Genomic DNA, 23260 nt, shown 5'->3' with positions numbered 1-23260 from the left:
CTCCTTGAGTTCCCCCGCACGTACCGGAGTTCGGGCCGGAGCGGGCGTCCGGCCGTCCCTCCGGCTGTGGTGGACATCTCAGAGAACGGATCAGGGGCGAACTCCGGGTGGACTACGTGGTAGACACGTGGGGGCCATCACGTGGCACGCCGAAAAAACGACAACGGGGGATCGCGACCGAGATGAATACGGCAAACATGACGACGAGTAACACACCCATCTACGAGGCTCTTGTTGCCGAGCGGGGCGACGCGCTCGCCAAACTGCAGGAAGCCGCGGCCCGACTGGTGACGCCCCAGGTACCGGGGTGGAGCCGCTCGTACGGCGAGGGTGCTGCCGCTCAGCACCACCAGGCCGCCGAGGGCCACCTGGAACACCGCGTTGCGGCCCCGTCCGCTCCTTCCGTGGGAGACGCCGTGGTGCCGGCGCCCCGGATGTCGTCGCCGGCGACTTCCGCGTTCGGATGAGCCACCGGCCCGGACGAGTCATGTGACGCGTGGGGTCAGTTGACGTGATGCGCCACCCGACGCGATGAGCCGGCGGGGCCGTTGTCGCGGTTCCCGGGGCGGAGCGGCCGCGCGGCCGAGGCGCGACGGTGGCGGCGTACGTACAGCTGCAGGACCGCCATCAGCACCGCCGTCGCCAGCGCGCTGTGCCAGAGCAGCACGTCCAGGCGGCCCGCCGCGAGATAGCCGCCCGCGGCGACGGCGGCCAGCGCGCACACCCCACGGTCGACGATGCTTTCGACGGACAGCAGCGTGGCACGGGGCGCGCCCGCCGGGACGGCGTCGTTCACCAGCTTGCGCTGCAGCGGATAGGCGAAGCCGGTGACGGCGGCGAACAGGCACAGCAGCGCGATCGCGCTCCACGGTCCGACGAGGGTGAGACCCGCCAGGGTCCCCGCCAGCGCGAGGCTGAGCAGCGACACCCAGGCCACCGGCGTCAGCCGGGCGGTCAGCCACCGTGGCCGGGCCGAGGCCGCGGCCTCCGCGAGGGTCATCGCGGCCAGCACCCCGCCGTGTGCGTTCTCGGCGATGCCGTGGTCCAGCAGCACCGGCTGGAAGAGATTGACCTGGCAGATACGCGAGAGGGTGAAGACGGCGACGCCCTGCACCATCACCAGGCCCAGCCAGGGACTGGCCCGGACGGAACGCAGCGCCGTGGCGGCGTCGCGCAGGAACCCGGGCTCGCGGGCGCCCGGCCCGGCCGGACGGGCCGGGGCGGTGGGGCGGGACGAGGCCTGGTGCGGCAGCGCCACGGCGCAGAGCAACGCCCCTCCGGCACTCAGCGCGCTCAGCAGGTACGGCGCGGGATGCGCCAGCGCCATGAGTGGCCCGACCAGCGGCCAGCAGAGCACCTTCGCGGCCAGGCCCAGCGCGCGGGCCTGGCCCTCGGCCCGCAGGTAGTGCGCGCCGGCGCCCTCGGCCCGCAGCCCGTCGTAGAGGTAGGCGCAGCCGGCACCCGAGGTCAGCGAGCGGCCGGCCGCGATGAGCAGGAAGTGCACGAGGAAGCCGGTGTAGTCGGGCGCCAGGACCGGGGTCAGGTTCGCCGCGGCCATCACGACGGCACCGGCCCACAGGCAGTTGCGGGCACCGAGCCGGTCGGCGATCAGCCCGGTCGGTATCTCGAACAGGCAGAACGCGATGTAGTAGATGCTCTGGATGCCGAAGATCTGCCCGTCGGAGAGCCCCGCCTGCCGCTGGTAGGCGTAGAACACCGGCATCCACCACAGCAGGTTGAACAGCAGCTGGAAGCCGTTGTTCAGGTGGATGATGCGGCGGGCGCGGGGCGTGAGCGGGGTGCGGGGCGTGCCCGTGGCGTCGGTCCGGCGGCCGCGCGGCGGGCCGGTGCGGTGGCCGATCACCGTGCGAACGGGCGGATCTGGACCAGGTGGAAGGCGCCCCGATCGGTCATCAGCCATTCGATGTCGACGGGATCGTCCACGTCGGTCTCGCTGAAGTGGGACTGGAGCAGCCGTCCGGTCAGGGCCAGCTGCGCCAGCCGTTCACGGGTGGCGGCGGGCAGGTCCCGGCCGGACGAGCCGAGCGCCACCGTGCGGCCGCCGCCCTCGACGGTGTTGTAGAGGTACTGCAGCGGCAGCGAGGTGCCGTCGACGACGGTCTCGGGGGAGCCGGGGGAGCAGTTGAGGCAGACGTTGCGGAAGTCCGCGCGCCGGATCGGGTTGCAGGTCACCAGGACGCCGCCGAGGTCCGCGGGCAGATACCGCTGGATGATCACGCCCATATAGGTGTCGTCGGGGGAGATACCCGCCTGGTGGCGCAGCCGGACGCTGCGCGGCGAGAGCAGCGAGGCCCACACCTGGCGTACGGCGGCGAGGAGTTCGTCCGCGCCGCGCACCGTGGTGACCGAGTCGTAGACCCCGGCCGCGGAGAAGCCGGGCAGGTCCTCGGCGTTGGAGGAGGAGCGCACCACCAGCCGGCTGCCGGCGGCCGGACCCGTGGGCAGCGCCCGGACGATGGTGCGGGTCACGGCGTCGGGTAACGGGGCGTGCCGGATGAGGTGCTGGAGTTCCCGGCAGAGGGCATCCACCGCATCGGCGGTGTCGCGGGCCAGGGCCGTCTTCAGCTTGCCGATGGCCTGTTGGATGGCCGGGGACGAGGTGAGAAAGCGGTGCTGGAGGGCGAACGGCAGGGCGATCCCGTCGGGCGCGGTGACCGTGGCGGCCGCGAAGGCGGCGGCCGCGGAGCGGAGTGCGGCGGCCTGTGCGGGGGCCTTCGCGCCGAGCCGGGCCGCGAGATGGCCGAGCAGGTCGGCGCGGGGCGGCCGCGGCCGTCGGTAGTACGCGGTCAGGTCGGCGGTACGGCTGCCGAGGACGTGGTGGAGTTCGCCGAGGTTGGCCGCCTTGGTGCCGTACGCGTTCTGGTCGGTGCGGCGCAGCCGGTGCAGCGGCAGCGCGGGCAGGTCCGTCAGCAGCGGTGTGCGCAGCCGGACTTGGGGCCGCTGCCGGCCCGCTGCCTCGGTGGTCGGCGCCCCGGTGAGGCGTACGAGGGCGATGTGGTCGTCCGTCACTTCATAGCGGACCCATGCGCCGTTCAGGTCTTCCGCCTCGACGAGCCGCTCCAGGTCGCGGACGATCGCGTTGGGGATGCCCCAGCCGGAGGCGAGGACGTTGGTGTGCGAGAGCGGGGTGGTGGGCGTGGTGCTGATGAAGCCGGCCACCCGCGGGATGTCGTCGGGCAGCACGGGCATGGCCACGATGTCGGACCGGCCGAGGCGGCCGGCCTCGGCGGCGTACTCCTCGACGGTACGGAAGCAGCGGAGCCGGCCGGCGGCCACGCCGGGGCTGAGCGGGGTGCGGGTGCGGTTGCCGAAGAGCTCATGGCTGTGGATCCGGGGCACCCGGACGGCGCTGACCGCGGCGAGTGCGCTCTCCTGCCCGTGGTTCGCGGGCTTCAGCAGCAGCGGGAGGCGGCCGTCGAGCCGGTGGCGGACGCACGTGTAGAACTCCTCCAGCAGCGCGCCGGGCATGGTGTCGGCCTCGGTCGTCTCCAGCACGAGGAACGGGCGCTCCCGGCCGTCGGGGTCCTCGTCGGTGTGCAGGGACAGCACGCCCAGCAGGAACCGGCGCCCGGGGTCCGTGTAGACCGAGGCGTTGAAGGCGTCCAGGGTGCGGTCCAGCGCCGCCGGTTCCATGCCGAGGACGCGGGTGGCGATGTAGTCGACGTGGAAGGGGTGGACGGCGGTGTCGAGGAGGTGCCAGGTGTCCTCGGCCCGGTCCACCACGACCTTGAGGTAGGGGTGACCGGCCAAGGTGCCGGCGAGGGTGTGGAAGAGCGGCAGGGACAGCCGCCCGCCGACGGCCGTGCGGTCGGTGCCGGGGAGCGGTGCGTCGGCGGGCAGGACGGCGGTGGTCATGAGCGCGCCCCCGTGGTCATCGCTGCGGTCGTGGCGGGCGTCGCCGCCGGGAGGACCCGCGGCAGGGCGGCCACCAGGGTGCGGAAGTCGTGCAGGACGGTCTCCGGGTCGGCGGCGGACAGCAGGCACAGGGCCGCCATGGTGTTGGCGCCCGCGGCCGGGTCGTACACCGGCACCGGGGTCCCGTCCGGCAGCGAATTCTCGGCCACCACGGACAGCCGGCTGCCGGCGCCGAGGGTCACCGCGTCCCGTACGGCCGGGAAGTCCCACCGCCGCCGGTCCGGCCAGGCCTCACCGGCGTCGTCCACGGCCAGGACGACCAGCGAGCCGGCCGCGCCGCGCGCCTCCCGCGGGGTGCGGGCCGATGCGGGCCAGGACACCGCACGGCCGAGCAGGTGGTCGACGAGCATGCCGATCAGGTCCAGCCCGAAGACCTCCTCGATCTGCGGGACGGTCATCGCGCCGCCGAAGCGGGCGGCGGTCTCGATCACCCACATCCGGCCGTCCGCGCCGAGCTTGATCTCGGTGTGCGTACCGCAGTTCTCCAGGCCCAGCGCGTCGACCGCCTCGCGCGCCAGGGCCACCACGCGCCGCTGGGCGTCGTCCGGGAGCGCGGCCGGGGTGATGCCGGCGCGCTCGGTGAACGGCTCCACCGTCGGCATCCGGCCGGTGAGAGCGACCGGGCGGAACTCCCCGTCCACGACGACGCCTTCGACGCTGACGTAGTCACCCCAGCCCTCCTGGCCGAACCAGCCGTCGGCGGTGCCCGGCACGATCTCCTCGACGAGGAAGTCGGCCCCGGCGCCGGCCACATGCAGCTCGGCGTAGCCCAGCCCGGCGGATTCGGCCATCACCTCCCGCGCCCGCTCCCAGGCCGCCGGCACCTCGTCGGCGGAGCGGATGATCCGGTGCGCGGTGGAGCCCGCGCTCCAGGCGGCCTTCAGCAGCAGCGGCAGACGCAGCACGCCGGCCGCCTCGCGCAGCTCCCGCTCGTCGGCGACGGGACGGAACCGGGGCTGGGAGATGCCCCGTTGCTCCCAGGTGCGACGCATCAGCCGCTTGTCGCGGGCCAGCGCACAGGAGCCGCCGGCCCCGGCGAGGCCGAGCTTCTCGCAGGCTTCCGCGACCGCGACGACCGCGTACTCGGAGAACGTGACGACGGCGTCGGCGCCCACGGTCCGGGCCCGGGAGACGATCAGGGACACCAGATCGCCGCGCTCGGGACCGGTGGCGGTCAGCACGGAGGCGAACTGGCGTCCGGCCGACGCGGCGATGGTGGGCGGCAGCGTGCTGAGCGCCAGCAGGTGCACTGCCGACCGTGCGGCGACCCGTGACAGGGCATACCCCAAGGGCGGTCCGCCCTGGGCGTACACAAACAGCACCGAGCTCACTGGAATCCGACTCCTTCGCAGGTGGGTGGGGCCGTCGGGGACGGCCGGCGACGCCCGTACCGGCCCGGCCGGACGCCCTGCCTCCAGCGAACCAGCCGGGCGGCGCCCACTTCGCCGCGAAGGAGGCCAACCGCTCAGGCAAATGCCAGAGTTGCGGACTTCGTGGACTCGTTGTGAAGGTTGTGTGATGCCGTATGGGGTCGGGCGCCCGCTGTGGCAGGTTCCCGCCCCGTTCAGGCCCCGTCCAGATCCCGTTCAGGATCGGCCCGTTGAGCGTCGAGGCCCCGCCAGGACCCCGTCCAGATCGGCCGAGAACCGGGCATACGCCGCCGCGCCGGGGGATACGCATGCCGAGGGCGCGCCCCGCGCCCCCGGTGAGCCGTTCCCGCGCCGCTCCCCGCGCAGCTCCCCACAGAGAGGCCGTCGTGGACGAAATCGGTCTGACGTCGCTGCTCCCCCACCTTCCGGTGTCCTGGTTCGCCGACCTGGCCCCCGCCGCGGCCTTCATACGCGACGCCGGCGGCCGCTATCTCTGGGCGAACCACGCCTACGCCCACCTGTACGGCACCACGCCCGCACAGGTCATCGGCAGGTACGTGCACGACATCGACGCCCCGGCCGACGCCGCGCAGGTCCTCGCGCTCGACCAGGACGTGCTCGCCCGCGGCAAACCGGTACGCCACACCCTCACCTACCACCGCGCGGACGGCAGCAGCGGGCACGCGGCCGGCCACCGCTTCCCGGTACGCGAAGGCACCCGGACCTGCGTGGCCGGCATCTACATCGACATCAGCGACCACACCCGCGCGCTGCAGCAGCGCCGGGAGGCCGAGGAGAGCCTGTGCGCGCTGCGCGACCACAGCGGTCTGCCGTGCGCGCTGATCTCCGCCGGCGGCCGGATCCTGCAAGCGAGCGCCGCGGCCGCCGAACTGCTGGGGATCCGGCTGTCGGACCTCGTCGGCCGCCGGGCGGACACCCTGCTGGCGCCCGAGCCCGAACTGCTGGCGCTCCGGCGCGGCTGGTTCGCGCTGATAGGCCGCCGCAGCCGACGGATCCAGGCGTCCGCGGTCCTCGTCGACGCCCATGGCCGACAGCGCCGCGCCCGGCTGCATCTCACCACGGTGGGCCGTGGCGCGGCGCGCGCCACCGGCGTCTGGGCGCTGGTCACCCACCAGAGCCTCGCCCATGAGGCCCATCCGCCGCTGACGGCCGCTCAGGTCCGCATCCTGTCGCTGCTGGCCGCCGGCCGCAGCAACGCCGAGATCGCCGGCTCGCTCCACCTCTCGCGGCAAACCGTCGACTACCACCTCAGCCGCCTGCGCGAGCTCCTGGACGCCCCGACCCGCTGCGCCCTCGTCGCGCGCGCCTACGTCCTCGGCATCCTCGCCCCCCAGGCCTGGCCACCCCGCTCGGCGACGGCCGGCCATCCCCTCAGCGCCACCTGAGCGACGCCGGACCGGGACGGCCGACGGCGCGCCGGGGCCGCGCGCCGACCAGGGCCCGGGAGGGATACCGCGCCCGCCCGAGCCGAGGCCGCCGGTATGTCTCCCCGCCGTGGAGGTGCCGGCGGGAAAACCTGCTCCCGCCGTTAACGGCGAATATCGCGCGCGATCGGTCCGCGCGATTGCTCCTCTCGCATGTACGTCACGCGTTCACCCGTCCGCAGCGACGGCGGCGGCTCCCCGTTGGAATCCCGCAATTCCGCGTACGGCGCGAGAATATCGGCACCGTCTTCGTCCGCCCGGATGATGGCCTCCTGTCGCCCTTCGCTGATTGCCTGTACGGTTCCTGCTCTGCGCTGGTCCATCTGTACTCCTGTGGTGATTGCGGTGTGTTCTGTTGTCTTTCCGCGGTGGTGCGGGCCTCCCTGAGGGGACCTTGGCGCGGCTGCTGCGGTGCATGCTCTTCCGTGATCCTTTGCGGGGATGCGAAATACCGGAAGGCGGAAAGCTCAGATGCTTCGGGGGTCGGGACGCCCACTGCAACCTCCTTACGCCCGAGGTCATTATGGCGCCGTAAGATCACACAGCCCGCGATGCAAGGCAGTCCTTCACTCCCTACGCCTAACCACTTCCTTTCATGGAAATCGGCGTGTACGGGGCTGTCTGCGGCACTTCCGCACTCCGGCGCATGCCCGGCCGAGTAATGTGTTCCGTGCGCCTCCCGTTTGGCCGACACGCCGCAACGGGTAGCGGGACAGCGGAATTCCAAGAGGGCCGGTCGCCCGGGTTCCGGCACCCGCACTTCCTTCCCGGAACGTTGCGATAACCATGTCATGTGATGGTCGGTCGAATTCAGCGCCGGTGCAGCGTTGCCGGCGGAGTCGGCCAAGGGCGGCGAGGGAGAATTCGCGCCACTCATAAGCGAACGCCTCGCCCCGGTAAGCAACCTGACGGATGCTTTATCCCGGGGCCCCCGCGGCGAGCCGCGCCGCGTGCGGCAGGATGGCAGCTCGTGTCGGGGCGTCCGCGGATGTCTCGGCGCATTCGCAGCCCTAGAGACAAGCAGGTGGCAAGGTGACGAAACAGCACTTCCGGCGCTCCGCAGCACCGTTCATCCGTCCCGTGGGAGCCGGCCGGTGAACCGCACGCTCACATTGCACGACGCGATCGTCGCCGGGGCCGCGCTGGCCGCCGGCATCGCGGCCGGCCTGTTGCTGCGAGCGGTCCTGCGGTGGCTGGGGAAGCACGCGCGCAGGACGCGGTGGAGCGGCGACGACGTCCTCGTCGATGCGCTGCGGTCCGTGGTGCCCTGGGCGGCGATATGCGCCGGCCTGGCGGCGGCCACCGCCGCGCTGCCGCTGACGCCGACGGTCGGACACAACGTCAACCGGACGCTGACCGTCCTGCTCATCCTGGTCGGCACGCTCACCGCGGCCCGCGTGGTCACCGGCCTGGTGAAGTCCGTGGCCCAGTCCAGATCCGGCGTGGCGGGGTCGGCCACCATCTTCGCCAACATCACCCGCATCGTCGTGCTGGCGCTGGGCTTCCTCGTCGTGTTGCAGACCCTGGGCATCTCCATCGCCCCGCTGCTCACCGCACTGGGCGTGGGCGGCCTCGCGGTCGCCCTGGCGCTGCAGGACACCCTCGCCAATCTCTTCGCCGGCGTGCACGTCCTCGCCTCCAAGACGGTGCAGCCCGGTGACTACATCCGGCTCAGCAGCGGCGAGGAGGGCTATGTCGTCGACATCAACTGGCGGAACACCGTGGTGCGCCAGCTCTCCAACAACCTGGTGATCATCCCCAACGCCCAGCTGGCCGGGACGAACATGACCAACTTCACCCGGCCGGAACAGCAGCTGTCGATCCTGGTGCAGGTCGGAGTGGGCTACGACAGCGATCTCGAACACGTCGAGCGGGTCACCACCGAGGTCGTCGCCAGCGTGATGACCGATATCACCGGCGCCGTCCCCGACCATGAACCGGCCGTCCGCTTCCACACCTTCGGCGACTCCCGGATCAGCTTCACGGTGATCCTGGGGGTCGGCGAATTCAGCGACCAGTACCGGATCAAGCACGAGTTCATCAAGCGCCTGCACCAGCGGTACCGGGACGAGGGCATCCGGATCCCGGCACCGACGCGGACCGTGGCACTCCATCAGCCCGACGGGATCACCATTCCGCACCAGCGGGGAACGCTGGACGTCACGCCGTAACCGGCCTGCCCGGACCGGGGGCCGCCGGGACGGGGCGCGCGGCCGGCGGCCGCGGTCAGCCGCTCTTCCGCCCGCTGCGCCCCGCCACCGGCACGTCGAGGGCGCGGGCGATACCCACCACGCCCTCGTCGAGCCGCTGGAGGTGCCGCAGCACACGGAAGGTGACGGTGCCCGACCGCGGCCCCGGCGCGCCGTCCGCCTCCAGCATCGAGGCGATGCTGGCGCCGGAGGCGACCTCGCCCTCGGCGGGTTCGTCCTGCACCCGCGCGACGATCAGATCGATGTTGCGCGCGATGCGCCCGCCGACGCGCTCGAGCCTGGGGTCGGCCGCCACCGTCTTGCTGGACGGCAGGAGTTCGGCCGTCGCCGCCAGGGAACGGGCGTGATAGGCGCAGGTCTCCAGGAGCGCCACCAGATAGCGGGCGGTCTGCCGGCGTACCCGCAGCGGCGTGATCGGATGCATCAACGGCTGGGTGGAGTCGCGCAGATCGTTCAGCGCGGTGTCCAGATCGCGCGCCAGGCTCAGCAGGTCGACGGCCGGCCCGCCGCTGAGCTGCTCCACCGCCGCGGACACCGCCTCGCGCAACCGCACCAGCACGGTGCCCAGATGTTCGTCCGTACGGCGGTCCGTGTGCACCGGCAGCACCAGCACCGCGGCGACGATCCCGCAGGCCGCGCCCAGCGCCGTTTCCTCGATGCGCAGCACCAGCGTGGCGAGGCTGTAGGTGTTCAGGAGCGTGTAGAGCAGGCCGAGCATCGCGGTGACGAAGAACGACATCAGCGCGTACGACAGCGGCGCCGTGAAGAACATCCCGAAGACGCAGAGCAGGACCAGGGCGAACGCGGTCCAGGTGTGATTGCCCACCAGGCCGGCGAGTCCGACACCGGCGACCACGCCGAGCGCCGTGCCCAGCAGCCGGCGATAGCCCTTGACCAGGATCTCGCCCGTGGAAGCGGTGTTGAGGAACACCACCCAGCAGGTCAGCACCGCCCAGTACCAGCGCTGGCTGGAGAGGAACTCGCCCCCGACGATGGCCAGCGCGGAGCCCACCGCGACCTGGAACGCGGCCCGGGTGGTGGGCCGCTGGAGCCCGGTGCGGTCGTCCGCGGCCTCCTCGGATTCCTCGGCTCCGACGATCGCGAGGTCCTCGGCGTCGAACTCCTCCCGCGAGCGCATGGTGGCCGAGGTGTCGTCGGACTCGTCCTGCGGCCCGTCCAGCGCCAGCCGCAGGCCCAGGACGGCGCGGGCGGCCTCACCGAGACCGCGGAAGGCGTCCTGGACGCCCGGTGAGGCGCTCGGCAGGTTGTCCTCGTCGCGGTAGCCGAGCAGCCTGTTCCGTACGTGCGCGAGCGCGGTGCCGCGGTCGTCGGGCGCCCGGCGGGCGACCAGCAGATGGAGCGCTTCGAGGTCCCGGCGCAGCGTGCCCAGGGCATCGCCCTCGGCCTGCATACGGTTCGCGATGGCCGGTACGGGCGCATGCGGCAGATGCATGGTGAGGGTGTCCGTGCGCTCCGCGCTGCGGGCGTTGAGCAAGGTCATGCCCAGCCGTTCGGCGGCGATCTCGGCGTCCGCGACGCGGCGCTGCAGCAGCCCCGCGGTGGCCGCGTCACGGGTGCCCTCCTCCAGGCGCCCCTGGATCATCAGCGCCGTTTCGTGCAGCCGGGAGGTGTGCCGCCGCAGGTCGTCGAGGACGTGGTCCAGTTGCTTCGGCCCGGCGTCCACGAGCTCCCGGTGGGTGGCCAGCAGCTGCGCCAGACGTGCCCGGAAGGCCTCCCGCAGTCGGCTCAGGGTGCGTTCGGGGGTGTCGGGGACGAGGGTGAACCGGACGATCGCGCTGCAGACGAACGCGATGGCCAGGGTCAGGAACAGCTCCGGCAGGGCCGGCACGGTGGCGCGGACGAACAGCGAGATGAAGTAGACCTGGAAGCCGATCAGGCCCAGCGCCATGCCGCGGTCGCCGAAGCGGCGCGCGTAGACCGCGCCGAAGATCAGGGCGAGGAAGAACAGGTCGCCGGCGACGACCATGCTGTGCAGCAGGGCCCCCAGCGTCACGGCGGCGAGTGCGACGGGCAGGCCGAGGGCGAGCGTGACCGCCTGGCCGCGCACCTCCTTCTCCCTGATGGCGAACGTCGCGACCATGGCCGCCATGGCGCCCGCGACCATCAGGGTGACATTGGTGTGGAGCAGTGCGAGGGCGATGAGGGTGAGCACGATCGCCCCCACCGTCCGCAGCCCCGCCATCAGCCGCAGCAGCCCGGGGTCGGATGCCGCGAAGCGGTTCCAAGTGCCGGTACCGGTCCGTCGTATCGCTGCCATCACGCTGCCGTACGCTCCCCATCTTTGGCATCGGCCGAGGCCATGCGCGCCGCCGGCCGGGCGTCCCCAGCATGGCATGACGCCTGGCCGGGGCGGCCGTGGGCCGGAGCGAGGCGGTTCGTCCGGATGCGTCCGCCGCTCAGTCCCCGTGCGCGGCCGGGTCCGTGTGGCCGTTCTCGACGGCCTCGTACGCGGCGCCCGCCACGGCGAGGTCCTCCCACGCCATGCCGACGCTCTTGAAGAGCCGGGGGCGGGCCGGGTCCGCGGTGGTGGCCCGGGTGGCCAGGTCGGCGAGCGGGACCAGCGCGGCGCGGTCGAGGCGGCCGCTGTCCAGGTCCGGGATGAGGTCGCCGGCTTCGCGTACGGCGGCGGAGCGGGACTCGACCACGACCGTGCTGCGGCGGACGGTGGCGCTGTCGACCTCGCGGCTGCCGCGTTCGTGGGATCCGACGGCCATGACCGTGGCGTGCGGCATGAGCAGGGTGCCGTCGAACAGCGGGGTCCTGGCGGTGGTGCAGCAGGCGACGAGGTCGGCGGTCGCGACGGCGGACGGATCGCCGGATACGACGTCGAGCCCGGTGTCCCGGCGGGCGGCTTCGACGAACCGCTCGACGTGCGCGGGAGTGCGCCCCACGACGGTGACATGGGCGACGGGCCGCACCACGCGCAGCGCGTCCAGATGGCGGCGCGCCTGGGGGCCGGTGCCGAACACCACCAGACGGCAGGCGTCGGATCCGGCGAGCAGGTCGGCGGCGAGGGCGGATACCGCGGCGGTGCGCACGGTGGTCAGCGCGATCCCGTCGAGCAGCGCCAGCGGGGCGAGTGTCGGGGCGTCGAACAGCAGGTACTGGCCCTGTACGCGGGGGAGTCCGGCGGCCGGGTTGTCCGGCGCGACGGTGGCGATCTTGACCCCCGCGTACCGGTTCCGGTGCGCGGGCATCAGGAGCAGCTGGCCGTGTTCCACGGGCACGATGGTCCGGGGCGGGTCGGATTCGGGGTCCGTCCCGCTTTGCAGGGCGGCGCGCAGCGCGTCGATGGCCGCGGCCATCGGCAGTGCGTGCAGGAGGCCGGTCTCGCTGATGATCCGCGTCGCTGTCATGGTGCGAAGCTAACGGGGGAGGGGCGTCCGGAGCGTGACGGCGGGGGCGGTTCGTGGGGTTCCGCGTTGCGGCGGGAGCTCGGTGCTCCCGCCGCAACGCGGTATCCGGGAGGGGACGGCGGCCGCGCGGACCGCGCTCTCCCCGCGCGGACCGCGCTCTCCCCGCGCGGACCGCGCTCTCCCCGCGCGGTCAGCAGGCGCCCAGGTCCTGCCAGACTCCCGAGCCTCCGGTGGAGGGCGTCTCGCCCTGGGTCCACCATTTGGCCTGCCAGGTGTGGCCGTTGTAGGCGACCCGGTCGCCGCCCACGTAGACGGCGTCGGCGCGGTAGGCGGCGGCGGTGCAGCTGCCGTTGTCCGGCGGTGTGGTGGGCGGCGGGGTGGTGGGCGGCGTGGCCCCGGCGAACTTCACCGAGTACTTGGTGAAGTCGTACGCGCCCTGCGGCACGCTGCTGCAGGTGCCGGACGTCCGGCCGTTGTTGTCGGGCGGGGAGCACTGCCGGTCACGGTTGACGGACCAGTTCGTGAAACGTGCCATGTGGTGGGCGGTCGCGAAGTCCAGCACGGTCTGGAAGTCCGCCTGGGTGAAGTACTCGCCGGTGTCGCTGCGGCCGTTCATCTGCGAGATGCCCTCGTGGGCGTATGCGGTGGCCTCGTCCCAGCCGTAGGTGGAGCGCAGGACGGAGTTGAAGTTCGTCAGGGCCGCGGTCTGCGCAGCGGCGCCGTTGAAGCCGCCGTCGAAGGGCATGATCGAGAAGTTGTCCGGGGTGAAGGACTGGGACTTGGCCTCGTTGAGCATCTGCTTGCCGAACCAGCCGGTGCCGTCGGCGGTCCCGGCGGTGGTGACGGAGAGGTAGAGGCCGGGGTTCTTCTGCTGGAGGATCTTGGCGGCCCCGATTTCGTTGTGGATGGCGGCGGCGTTCTCGTACTCCGGCTCCTCCAGGTCGAAGTCGAGCGCCTTGAGGCCGTACTTGTCGACGACCTGCTGGTACGCGGCGGCCGTCGCCTCGGGGGTGGCGCAGCTCTGTCCGAGCTTGGTGCCGCCGTAGCCGCCGACGGACGCGGAGACGTCGCCGCCCTTGGCGCGGATCGCGGCGATCACGCCGGCGACCGCGGTGTCCGAGCCCACCGGGTTCGTCCCGTCCCAGGTCGGCGAACAGCCGCCCCCGTTCGGCGCCAGGATGAACGCGAGCTGGAACGCCTTGAGCCCGGTGGCGTCCATCACGGCCCCGGCGTCCGGCGGGTCGTTGTCGAGCGGCATGAGATAGGGCGCCGCCGCGTACCAGTTGCTGCCCAGGGCCTTCGGGGCCGCGGCGGCGGTGCCGTGGCCGACGGCGAGAGCCGTGCCGGCGGCCGCGAGCGCGAGACACGCCGCCGAGACGGCGGCGGCGAGAGATCTGATGTGGCGAGGTGGCACATGCCCTCCCAGGAGCGAGTGGTCCAGACCAATCGCTCCACAGAGTGGTCCCTCGTCATGAATGCGTCAACACTTTGGACCGGACCAAGTACCGAAGTGTCCTTGCCGCGTGCGCGGGGATTGTGGGCGCGGCCGGATGCGCCTGCCGCCTACCCGTGGACCGTCGCCCGGGCGTGCGCGTAGGTCTCGCGGATGCGGCGGCCGGTGGAGCCGTCGGCGGGGACCGGAATCCGTCGCGCCGTGGCGAGCGGCCAGTGCGGCGGCTCGGGGGTACCCGCCAGCGCCCAGGCGGCCTGGCGGGCCGCGCCCAGCGCGACGTACTCCTCGGGTTCGGGCACGGTGACCGGGGTACCGAAGATGTCCGCGGCGATCTCGCCCACCACAGGTGCCTTGGCGGCCCCGCCGATGATGAGGACGCGCCGGGCGCTGACGTCCTGGGCGCGCAGCCGGTCGAGGGCGTCGGCCATGTTGCACAGCATGCCTTCGACCGCCGCGCGGGCGAAGTTCGGCGGGTGCATGTTCGCCTTGCGCATACCCATCAGACTCCCGGCGGCCTCGGGGAGATTGGGGGTGCGCTCGCCGCCCAGATAGGGGAGCAGGACGAGGCCGCCGGCGCCGGGTTCGGCCTGCCGGGCCAGGGGGTCGAGGTCGTCGAGCGCGATGCCGAGCATGCGGGCGGAGGAGCTGAGGACCCGGGCGGCGTTGAGGGTGCACACCAGCGGCAGGAAGCGGCCGGTGGCGTCGGCGAAGCCGGCGACGGCGCCGGTCGGGTCGCCCACGGGGTGCGGGGAGACGGCGAAGGCGGTGCCGCTGGTTCCCAGGGAGATGACCACGTCGCCCGGCTGGAGGCCCAGGCCCAGGGCGGCGCCCATGTTGTCGCCGGTGCCGGCCGCCACCAGGGCCCCGTGCGGCGTGCGGCCGGCCACCTCGTACGGGCCGAGTACGCGGGGCAGTTCGGGAGAGCGGTCGCCGAAGGCGAGGGTGATCAGATCGCGGCGGTAGGCGCCCTCGGCCGGTGACCAGTAGCCCGTACCGGAGGCGTCCCCCCGGTCGGTGACCGGTTCGGCGCGCGTACCGGGGCCGCCGCACAACTGCCAGGTCAGCCAGTCGTGCGGCAGCAGCACCCGGTCGGTACGGTCCGCGTGGTGCGGCTCGTGCTCGGCCAGCCAGCGCAGCTTGGCGACGGTGATGGCCGCGACCGGTACGGTGCCGACCGCCTCGGCCCATTTCTCCGGCCCGCCGAGCTCGTCGACGAGGTCCGCCGCGGCCTGCGCGGAGCGGGTGTCGTTCCACAGCAGTGCCTCGCGCACCGGCTGCCCGGCCGCATCGAGGGCCACCAGGCCGTGCTGCTGCCCCGCGACCGCGACGGCATCCACGTGCTCCAGGAGGCCGTCGCCCGCTGCGCGGAGCGCCTGCCACCAGGCCTCGGGGGCGACCTCGGTGCCCTCGGGATGGGCGGCGCGGCCCCGGTGCAGGACCTCCCCGGTGTCGGCGTCGCAGACGACGACCTTGCAGGACTGGGTGGAGGAGTCCACCCCGGCAACTGTGGGCATGACGTTGTCGCTTCCGGTTCCGTGCAACGAGACGAAGGGGCAGGGGGGTTCAGGCCTGGGGACGGAGCTGGATCTTGCGGCCGGAGCCGTCCCGGAACGTCTGCAGGGCGGCGCCGAAGCCGTCCAGTCCGTAGCTGTGGGTGATCATCGTGTCGGCGTCGATGACCCCCTTCGCCATCAGGTCCACGGCGCGGCCGAAGCTGTGCAGGACGGCCATCGAACCGACGATGGTGATCTCGTCGTTGTACACGCGGAACGGCGAGAACGACGCCTTGGCGGCCGAGGGCGCAACGCCGAACTGCTGGAAGGTGCCGCCGCGGCGCACCCGGGTCAGGCCGTCCTCGATGACGGGGATGACGCCGGTGCAGTCGATGACGGTCTCCCAGCCCTGCGGCCGCTCCAGCGCTTCGGCGCTCACCGCGACGGCGTCCGCCCCGAGCCGTTCGGCGATCTCCAGCCGGTCCTTGTTGATGTCGACGACCGAAAGGGATGCCGCGCCGGCGGCCTTGGCGAGCTGGAGCATCATCAGGCCCATGGTGCCCGCGCCGTAGATGAGGTAGTGGTCGCCGAGGCGGCGCGGCAGGACGTCGAAGCCGCGCACCGCACACGACAGCGGCTCGATCAGCGTGCCCTGCGCGACGTCGACGTTCGCGGGCAGCCGGTAGCAGTTCGCGGCCGGCACCTTGACGTACTCGGCCATCGCACCGTCCACGGTGTCGCCGATCGCGCCCCAGTTCTCGCACAGGTTGCCGTGCCCGATCGAGCAGTAGTGGCACGCGCCGCAGAACAGTGACGGGTCGACGGCGACCTGCTCCCCGGTGCGCAGCCCGCTCACTCCCGCCCCCAGCGCGACGATCTCGCCGGTGAACTCATGGCCGGGGATGATCGGATACGGCGTGGGTGCGAACTCCCCCTGGACGATGTGCACATCGGTGCCGCAGATGCCCACCGCGGCGGGCGCGACGATGACCTCGCCGGGCCCCGGGGTGGGGTCATCGACGGTGGTGACCTCGTAGTGCCCGGGGGTGTGGATGACGACAGCACGCATGGATCGGGGCCTTTCTCGGATGGTGCGGGGGTGCGGGGACGGGGGGCCCGGCTTCGGGCCGGTTCAGCCGGCGGGGTCGACGGTGCGAACCTCGACGCCGAGGTCGCGGACGGGCCTGAGTTCGCTCTCCGGGGTGCCGGTGTCGGTGACCAGCAGGTCGTAGCCGCTGACATCGCCGTAGGGATAGGTGGCGGTGCGGCCGAACTTGCTGTGGTCGACGGCCAGTACGGCGCGGTCGGCGGCCTGGAGATACGCCTGCTTGTTGTCCGCGTATTCGCGCACCGGGTGGAAGAGCCGGCCGCCGCTTATCGACGTGGCGGTGACGAAGGCGACGGTGGCGCGGATGTCCTGCAGCTGGCGCCGGGTACCCGGGCCGGCGCAGGACTCGAAGTCCTCGTAGAAGCGGTCGCCGAGCAGCGTCACCTCGGCGGGCGACGCCGCCAGGAGGTAGGCGATGCGCAGCGAGTTGGTGATCACCCGGATCCCGTCGACGGTGGCGAGCCGGCGGGCGAGCGGGAAGAGCGTGGAGCCGCAGTCGACCAGCACCGTGTCGCCCGGGGAGACCTCGTCCATGAGCGCGTCCGCAAGGGCGGTCTTCAGCTCGACGTGGGCGTTCTCCCGGAAGCGCAGCGCACTCTCCATGGCGACGTTGGAGAAGGCCGTCGCCACACCGCGGCCCTTGCGCAGCAGCTGGCGCTCGTGGAGGTTGTCGAGGTCCCGGTGCATGGTCATCACGCTGACGTGCATGCGCGCGGCGAGTTCGGCGATGCGTATCTCGCCCTCCTGGGCGACATGGCGCAGCACCGCCTGACGGCGCTCCTCGACCTCGGCCTCGGAGCCGCGACTCGCTCTCACTGTGGGCACCCCCGTTCGTTTCCGCGGCGGTCCGCCGACGTGCTCTCACCCTAGAACATCACACACTTTATGTGAAGCTCTTGAAATTCTCTGTGAGGTTGTTCAGTCTGATGGCCACCTGCGGGCAAACGCCCGCCCCTCAGGAGGTCCCCGCCGTGCTGCGCACACCCCAAGTGAGCGATCCCTCGTCGCCCCGCCCCGCCGTCCTCGGGATCCCCCGGGCCCTCATATGGGGCTATATCGGCGTTCTGCTCTTCATGATCGGCGACGGTGTGGAGACCAGCTATCTGCCCACGTACTTCAAGGCCGACCTCGGCTTCACGGAGGCGGGCGTCGGCGTCGTCTTCACGGTGTACGGGGTCACCGCCGCCGTGGGCGCCTTCCTGGCGGGCGGGCTCTGCGATCTGTGGGGGCCGCGCCGGGTGATGATGGCCGGCGCCGCCTGCTGGGCGGTCTGCCATGCCTTCCTGCTCGCGGTGGCGGTGCCCGCCCACTCCTACCCGCTGATCCTCGTCAGCTACGGCCTGCGCGGCTTCGGGTATCCGCTGTTCGCCTACGGATTCATGGTCTGGATCATGGCGGGCGCCCCGGAACGGCAGCTCGGCAAGGCGCTCGGCTGGTTCTGGTTCTGCTTCACCATGGGATACCCCGTCATCGGCTCCGCTCTGGTCTCGCTCCTCAAACCCGCGATCGGCTTCTACCGCACGCTGTGGGTATCGCTGGCGGTGATCGTCGCGGGCGCTCTGGTCGTCCTCCTCCTGCTGCGCGAACGCACCGGATTCCAGGGCCTGTCCAGGGGGCCGGAGCGGGTCGGTCCCTCGCGTACCTTCCTGGGCTGTTTCACCGTCATGTTCGCCAAGCCGCGCGTCGGCATGGGGGCGTTGGTCCGGCTCATCAACACCACCTCGCAGTTCGGCGTGTGGGTCTTCATGCCGCTCTTCCTCGTCGACCGGGTCGGCTTCAGCGCACAGGAGTGGGCCTCGCTGCTGATCGTGATGATGGTGAGCAACCTCGCCTGCGTCGTGACCTTCGGTGCGCTCGGTGACAGGTGGAGCCGGCGCAAGACCGTCGCCTGGCTCGGCGGCGTGGTCTCCGCGATCGCCTGTCTGGCGCTGTACGGCGTGCCCGAGGCTGCAGGACATCACTACCTGCTCGTCGCGATCGCCGCGGGCGCGCTGGGCGTCGGCATGGCCGGATACGTTCCCCTGCCGCCGCTCATGACCTCGCAGGATCCGGAACGCAAGGGGCAGATCATGTCGGCGTACACCCTGGGCGCCGGCGCCAGCATGGCCTTCGGTCCGCTCATCGGCACGGTCTTCATCGGTGTGATCGGCATGGGGGGAGTCATGGGGATCTATGCCGCCCTGCATCTGCTCAGCGCCGTTCTCGTGCTGTGCATGAAGACGCCCGAGCCGCGGACGGGCGACGGCGCGCATGCCGTCGCGCGTCGGGCGGAGCGGCAGGAAGCGGGGGCGTTGACAGCGCCTTCCGGAGGGCGTTGACAGCGCTCTCCGGAGGGCGTTGACAGCGCTCTCCGGAGGGCTTTAATAGGGAAAAAGGTGCATATGAGCCTCAATGGCTCATTCGAGCGCCGAGCGCGGTAGCCAGAAAGGCCAGGGCTGTATATGCGCACCCACCACACCGGCCCCGAATACCTGGTGCAGACCGCCGCGATGGCCACGAGGTTCTACCTCGAAGGCAAATCCAAGATGGAGATCGCGGAGGAGTTCGGCATCAGCCGGTTCAAGGTGGCCAGGACGCTGGAGTCCGCCCTCCGGGACGGCTTGATCCGCCTGGAGATACGCCTGCCCGCCGAACTCGACGCCGGTCTCTCCGACGCCCTGCGCACGCGCTACGGCCTGCGGCACGCCATCGTCATCGCCGCACGGCAGGAGGTCCCGGACGACACGGTCCAGGCCACCCGCCGCCTCGGCGCGGTCACCGCCGATCTGCTGGCCGAGATCGTCACCGAGAACGACGTCCTCGGGCTCGTCTGGGGCCCCGAGGTCGAAGCCGTCGGCCTCGAACTGACCACGCTCGCCCGGTGCACCGTCGTCCAGCTCTGCGGAGTCACCCCGCTGCGGCCCGTCAGCGTGACCGCCGTGGAGGCGGTGCGACGGGCCGCCACCATAGCGAGGGGCGCGGTCCACCCCATCTACGCGCCCCTGCTGCTGCCCGATGCCACGGCGGCCCGGATGCTGCGCGAGCAGCCCGGCGTCGTCGACGCGGTCCGCCGCTTCGGCGAGGTGACCAAGGCCGTCGTCACGGTCGGTGGCTGGGGCCCGGGGCTCTCCACGGTCTACGACGCGCTCAGCGACGCCGAACGGGAGGACTACCGGCGCCGCGGCGTATGCGCCGAGGTCGCCGGCCGGCCGCTCGACGCCGAGGGACGCGACATCGTCCCCGAACTGACGGAACGGATCATCGCCATCAGCTTCGACGAGCTGCGCAAGGTCCCCGACGTCATTCTCATGGCCGACGGCATCGAACGGGCCACCGCCGCCTCGGCGGCGCTGAAGACCGGCCTCTTCAACGGCGTGGTCACCGACGCCAGGGTTGCCGCGAGCCTGCTCTAGGTGTTCGGCCCGACGGGTCACGGCAGGGAATCGGCAATGCTGCGTCCCTGGGCGCGGGGTCTTGCTCCGTTGGTGGGATTGCGGAGCGATTCCCGCATTGTCGCCGCGGGTGGGGTGAAAGGTGCCAGCCGTGAGAGCACGACGCCGTGGAGGGACGGGCCGGAGCGACGCCGGGCGCGTGGCCGGGGCGACGGCCGTGGTCCTGGCCGTGGTGGTGGCGGCCGGCGGCTGCTATCGGGGCGCCGGCGATGTCGGCAACCGCGGCCGCGACACCATCAACGTACTGATGGTCAACAACCCGCAGATGGTGGATCTGCAGAAGTTCACCGCCGCGCACTTCACCAAGGAGACCGGCATCAAGGTGAACTTCACCGTGCTGCCGGAGGACGATCTGCGCGACAAGATGAGCCAGGACTTCTCCAGTCAGGCCGGGCAGTACGACGTGGCGAGCGTGAGCAACTACGAGACGCCGATCTACGCCCGCAACGGCTGGCTGACCGAGCTGGGTACGCGTGCCGCCAAGGACCGCTCGTTCGACCAGGGCGACATCCTGGCCCCGGTCCGCAAGTCCCTCACGGCCGCCGACGGGAAGGTGTACGCGGAGCCGTTCTACGGCGAATCGTCGTTCCTGATGTACCGCAAGGACCTGTTCCAGGCGGCCGGGCTGAGCATGCCCGCCCGGCCCACCTGGCGGCAGGTGGCCTCCATGGCCGGGAAGCTGGACGGCTTCCGCAAGGGCATGAAGGGGATCTGCCTGCGCGGGCAGCCCGGTTGGGGCCAGCTGATCGCCCCGCTGACGACCGTGGTCAACACCTTCGGCGGTACCTGGTTCACCAAGGACTGGCACGCCGAGGTGGACAGCCCGGAGTTCACCAAAGCCACCGAGTTCTATGTCGATCTGGTCCGCAGGCACGGGGAGGCGGGCGCGCCGCAGGCCGGCTACACCGAGTGCCTCAACGACATGCAGCAGGGCAAGGTCGCCATGTGGTACGACGCGACGGCCGGCGCCGGCTCGCTGGAGGGCTCCGACTCCAAGGTCGCCGGGAAGGTCGGCTACGCACCGGCTCCGGTGGAGCGGACCGCCAACTCGGGCTGGCTGTACACCTGGGCATGGGGCGTGCAGAAGGCCGGTAAGAACCAGGACGCGGCGTGGAAGTTCATCAGCTGGGCCTCCAGCCAGGAGTACGAGCAGCTGGTGGGCCGCACCCTGGGCTGGTCGAAGGTGCCCGGCGGCAAGCGGGCCTCCCTCTACCGCAACCCCCAGTACATCCGGTCCGCCCGTGCCTTCGCCGGCCCGACCGAGCGGGCGATCAGCTCGGCCCGGCCCGACGACCCGGGGCTCCAGCCCCGCCCCGCGCCCGGGATCCAGTTCGTGGGCATCCCCGAGTTCGCCGACCTCGGCACCAAGGTCTCCCACGAGATCAGCTCGGCCATCGCGGGCAAGCAGAGCGTGCCCGCCGCCCTCCGTCACGGCCAGCGACTGGCGCGGGAGGTGGCCCGCGCCTATGGAGGCAACTGACGCAGCGCGGCACGGCCCCCACGGAACCTCCCGCACCCGCCGCCGCCCGGCCCTGGACCGGGCCAGAGCGCGCGCCCGCCGCGCGCCCCTGCTGCCCGCCCTGGTCTTCCTCGTCGTCGTCACCCAGCTGCCGTTCGTGGCGACGGTGGCGATCTCCCTCCTGCGCTGGAACGCACTGGCCCCGGACAACCGCGGCTTCGCCGGCTTCGGCAACTACCGGGCCGTCTTCACCGACCCCGTGCTGCGCAACGCGGTGTGGACCACGGTGCTGCTGACGGTGACCGTGGTGCTGGTCAGCCTGCTGCTGGGGCTCGGCCTCGCGCTGCTGCTGGACCGCAGCTTCCGCGGCCGCGGCATCGTCCGCACGATGCTCATCACCCCGTTCCTCGTCGTCCCGGTCGCCGCGGCGCTGCTGTGGAAGCACGCCCTGTTCAACGCCTCTTACGGACTGCTCAACGGCTCACTGACCTGGCTGTGGAGCCTGTTCGGAAGCGACGACCCACCGCAGCCGGACTGGTTGACCGGCGCTCCGCTCGCCGCCGTGGAGGTGGCGCTGATCTGGCAGTGGACACCGTTCATGATGCTGATCCTGCTGGCCGGGCTGCAGAGCCGGCCCGCCGACATCGTCGAGGCCGCGCGGGTGGACGGCGCCTCCGCCTTCGACATCTTCCGCTATCTGACCCTGCCCCACCTGCGCCGCTACCTGGAACTGGCCGCCCTGCTCGGGACCATCTTCATCATCCAGAACTTCGACGCGGTCTTCACCATCACCTCCGGCGGCCTGGGCACGGCCAACCTCCCCTACGCCATCTACCAGACCTTCTACCAGGCCCACGACTACGGACGGGCCTCCGCGCAGGGCGTCGTCGTGCTGATCGGCTCCCTGCTCGTGGCCACCCTCGCGCTGCGCACCGTCTCGTCCCTGCTCCGCGAGGAGGGCCCCCGATGACCGGCGCGCCGCGTGCCGCACACCGGCTTCCCGTTCCCGCCCGCCGCCGACGTCGCCGGAGCGCGTACCTGGGCCTGCTCGCGTGGCTGTGCGGTCTGCTCTTCTTCGTGCCGGTGGCGTGGATGGTGCTGACGTCCTTCCACAGCGAGACGGACGCGGCGACCAACCCGCCCAGCCTCGGTGCCGGGCTCAGCCTGCACGGCTACCGGGAGTTCTTCGGCGAGGGCACCGGCGTCAGCCCCTGGCCACCGCTGATCAATTCGCTGACCGCGTCGGTGGCCTCCACCCTCCTCGTCCTGCTGCTGGCCGTACCGGCGGCGTACGCCCTCTCCATCAAGCCGGTCCGCAAGTGGAGCGACGTCCTGTTCTTCTTCCTCTCCACGAAGATGCTGCCGCTGGTCGCCGGGCTGCTGCCGATCTACCTCGTCGCGCAGAACACCGGGATGCTCGACAACATCTGGCTGCTGGTCATCCTCTACACCTCGATGAACCTGCCGATCGCGGTGTGGATGATGCGCTCGTTCCTCGCCGAGGTCCCGGTGGAGATGCTGGAGGCCGCCTCGATCGACGGTGCGGGACTGACCACCACCCTGACCCGGATCGTCGCGCCGGTCGCCATGCCGGGCATCGCCGCCACGGCCCTGATCTCCTTCATCTTCAGCTGGAACGAGCTGCTGTTCGCCCGGGTCCTGACCGGCGTCGTCGCCGGTACGTCACCGGTGTTCCTGACCGGCTTCGTCACCAGCCAGGGCCTGTTCCTGGCCAAGGTGTGCGCCGCCGCCACCGTCATCTCCCTCCCGGTGCTCATCGCCGGATTCGCCGCCCAGGACAAGCTCGTCCAGGGCCTCTCCCTCGGAGCCGTGAAATGAGCAGTCGGGCGCCTTACCGGACACCATCGGTCAGCTGCGCACCGTGACGAAGAACGAGGCGAATTGCTCGTCTGAGCGCCATTTGCTCATGTTTGAAATGGGGGTCCCCGAACCATTGACATCGCTTTCCACGGATCTT

At 71.7% G+C, this 23260-nt stretch carries 18 protein-coding genes; 8 read left to right on the top strand and 10 right to left on the bottom strand.

All coding sequences use genetic code 11. The features are described from left to right. Window positions 1-197: 197 nt before the first annotated feature. On the top strand, window positions 198-467 hold the full coding sequence (locus AC5677_RS03415) for a hypothetical protein (RefSeq protein WP_497193506.1): 270 nt from the start codon (window positions 198-200) through the stop codon (window positions 465-467). Window positions 468-502: 35 nt separating this feature from the next. Here AC5677_RS03415 and AC5677_RS03410 read toward each other — a convergent pair whose 3' ends face one another. From AC5677_RS03410 to AC5677_RS03400, 3 genes are read right to left on the bottom strand one after another with little or no spacing between them, the layout of a single operon-like run. Next, the gene (locus AC5677_RS03410) at window positions 503-1864 is read right to left on the bottom strand and encodes an MFS transporter (RefSeq protein ID WP_497193505.1); all 1362 of its coding nucleotides are present in this window, start codon (window positions 1862-1864) and stop codon (window positions 503-505) included. Beyond that, on the bottom strand, window positions 1861-3876 hold the full coding sequence (locus tag AC5677_RS03405; protein WP_497193504.1) for a PEP/pyruvate-binding domain-containing protein: 2016 nt from the start codon (window positions 3874-3876) through the stop codon (window positions 1861-1863). Before AC5677_RS03405 ends, AC5677_RS03410 begins: the two co-directional genes overlap by 4 nt. After that, window positions 3873-5267: an ATP-grasp domain-containing protein gene (locus AC5677_RS03400; protein ID WP_497193503.1), complete on the bottom strand. Its 1395-nt coding sequence runs from the start codon at window positions 5265-5267 to the stop codon at window positions 3873-3875. The genes AC5677_RS03405 and AC5677_RS03400 overlap by 4 nt, the downstream gene beginning before the upstream one ends. 425 nt (window positions 5268-5692) lie before the next feature. Between AC5677_RS03400 and AC5677_RS03395 the strand changes: the two genes are divergently transcribed. After that, entirely contained in the window at window positions 5693-6712 is a 1020-nt protein-coding gene (locus AC5677_RS03395; RefSeq protein WP_497193502.1) for a PAS domain S-box protein, read from the top strand. 143 nt (window positions 6713-6855) lie between these two features. Here AC5677_RS03395 and AC5677_RS03390 read toward each other — a convergent pair whose 3' ends face one another. After that, window positions 6856-7074 (bottom strand): cold-shock protein, encoded by a 219-nt coding sequence (locus AC5677_RS03390; protein WP_497193501.1) that lies wholly within the window; start codon window positions 7072-7074, stop codon window positions 6856-6858. A 771-nt stretch (window positions 7075-7845) separates the two neighbouring features. Here AC5677_RS03390 and AC5677_RS03385 point away from each other — a divergent pair. After that, on the top strand, window positions 7846-8922 hold the full coding sequence (locus AC5677_RS03385; RefSeq protein ID WP_497193500.1) for a mechanosensitive ion channel family protein: 1077 nt from the start codon (window positions 7846-7848) through the stop codon (window positions 8920-8922). Between the two features lie 55 nt (window positions 8923-8977). Here AC5677_RS03385 and AC5677_RS03380 read toward each other — a convergent pair whose 3' ends face one another. The 6 genes from AC5677_RS03380 to AC5677_RS03355 all read right to left on the bottom strand — a co-directional run bounded on the left by AC5677_RS03380 (window position 8978) and on the right by AC5677_RS03355 (window position 17208). Continuing rightward, complete coding sequence (locus AC5677_RS03380) at window positions 8978-11239, bottom strand: FUSC family protein (protein WP_497193499.1); 2262 nt, start codon at window positions 11237-11239, stop codon at window positions 8978-8980. 139 nt (window positions 11240-11378) lie between these two features. Further along, window positions 11379-12338, bottom strand: a complete 960-nt coding sequence (locus tag AC5677_RS03375; protein WP_497193498.1) for an ornithine cyclodeaminase family protein — start codon at window positions 12336-12338, stop codon at window positions 11379-11381. A gap of 190 nt (window positions 12339-12528) precedes the next feature. Then, the gene (locus AC5677_RS03370) at window positions 12529-13752 is read right to left on the bottom strand and encodes a chitinase (RefSeq protein WP_497193497.1); all 1224 of its coding nucleotides are present in this window, start codon (window positions 13750-13752) and stop codon (window positions 12529-12531) included. Window positions 13753-13901: 149 nt separating this feature from the next. Further along, window positions 13902-15305: a xylulokinase gene (gene xylB, locus AC5677_RS03365; RefSeq protein ID WP_497193496.1), complete on the bottom strand. Its 1404-nt coding sequence runs from the start codon at window positions 15303-15305 to the stop codon at window positions 13902-13904. A gap of 49 nt (window positions 15306-15354) precedes the next feature. Beyond that, window positions 15355-16353 (bottom strand): zinc-dependent alcohol dehydrogenase family protein, encoded by a 999-nt coding sequence (locus tag AC5677_RS03360; RefSeq protein ID WP_497193495.1) that lies wholly within the window; start codon window positions 16351-16353, stop codon window positions 15355-15357. Between the two features lie 63 nt (window positions 16354-16416). Then, on the bottom strand, window positions 16417-17208 hold the full coding sequence (locus AC5677_RS03355; protein ID WP_497193494.1) for a DeoR/GlpR family DNA-binding transcription regulator: 792 nt from the start codon (window positions 17206-17208) through the stop codon (window positions 16417-16419). A 155-nt stretch (window positions 17209-17363) separates the two neighbouring features. Here AC5677_RS03355 and AC5677_RS03350 point away from each other — a divergent pair, with 155 nt between their 5' ends. From AC5677_RS03350 to AC5677_RS03330, 5 genes are all read left to right on the top strand, one after another. After that, on the top strand, window positions 17364-18710 hold the full coding sequence (locus AC5677_RS03350; protein WP_497193493.1) for an MFS transporter: 1347 nt from the start codon (window positions 17364-17366) through the stop codon (window positions 18708-18710). Window positions 18711-18833: 123 nt separating this feature from the next. Then, complete coding sequence (locus tag AC5677_RS03345; protein WP_497193492.1) at window positions 18834-19784, top strand: sugar-binding transcriptional regulator; 951 nt, start codon at window positions 18834-18836, stop codon at window positions 19782-19784. Between the two features lie 178 nt (window positions 19785-19962). Next, complete coding sequence (locus AC5677_RS03340) at window positions 19963-21303, top strand: ABC transporter substrate-binding protein (protein WP_497196494.1); 1341 nt, start codon at window positions 19963-19965, stop codon at window positions 21301-21303. Beyond that, window positions 21290-22252: a carbohydrate ABC transporter permease gene (locus AC5677_RS03335; protein WP_497193491.1), complete on the top strand. Its 963-nt coding sequence runs from the start codon at window positions 21290-21292 to the stop codon at window positions 22250-22252. The genes AC5677_RS03340 and AC5677_RS03335 overlap by 14 nt, the downstream gene beginning before the upstream one ends. Beyond that, complete coding sequence (locus tag AC5677_RS03330; RefSeq protein ID WP_497193490.1) at window positions 22249-23121, top strand: carbohydrate ABC transporter permease; 873 nt, start codon at window positions 22249-22251, stop codon at window positions 23119-23121. Before AC5677_RS03335 ends, AC5677_RS03330 begins: the two co-directional genes overlap by 4 nt. Window positions 23122-23260: the final 139 nt, after the last annotated feature.

The sequence above is a fragment of the Streptomyces sp. JLSY215 genome (assembly GCF_059682825.1).
This window is presented reverse-complemented; position numbering and strand designations above follow the sequence as displayed.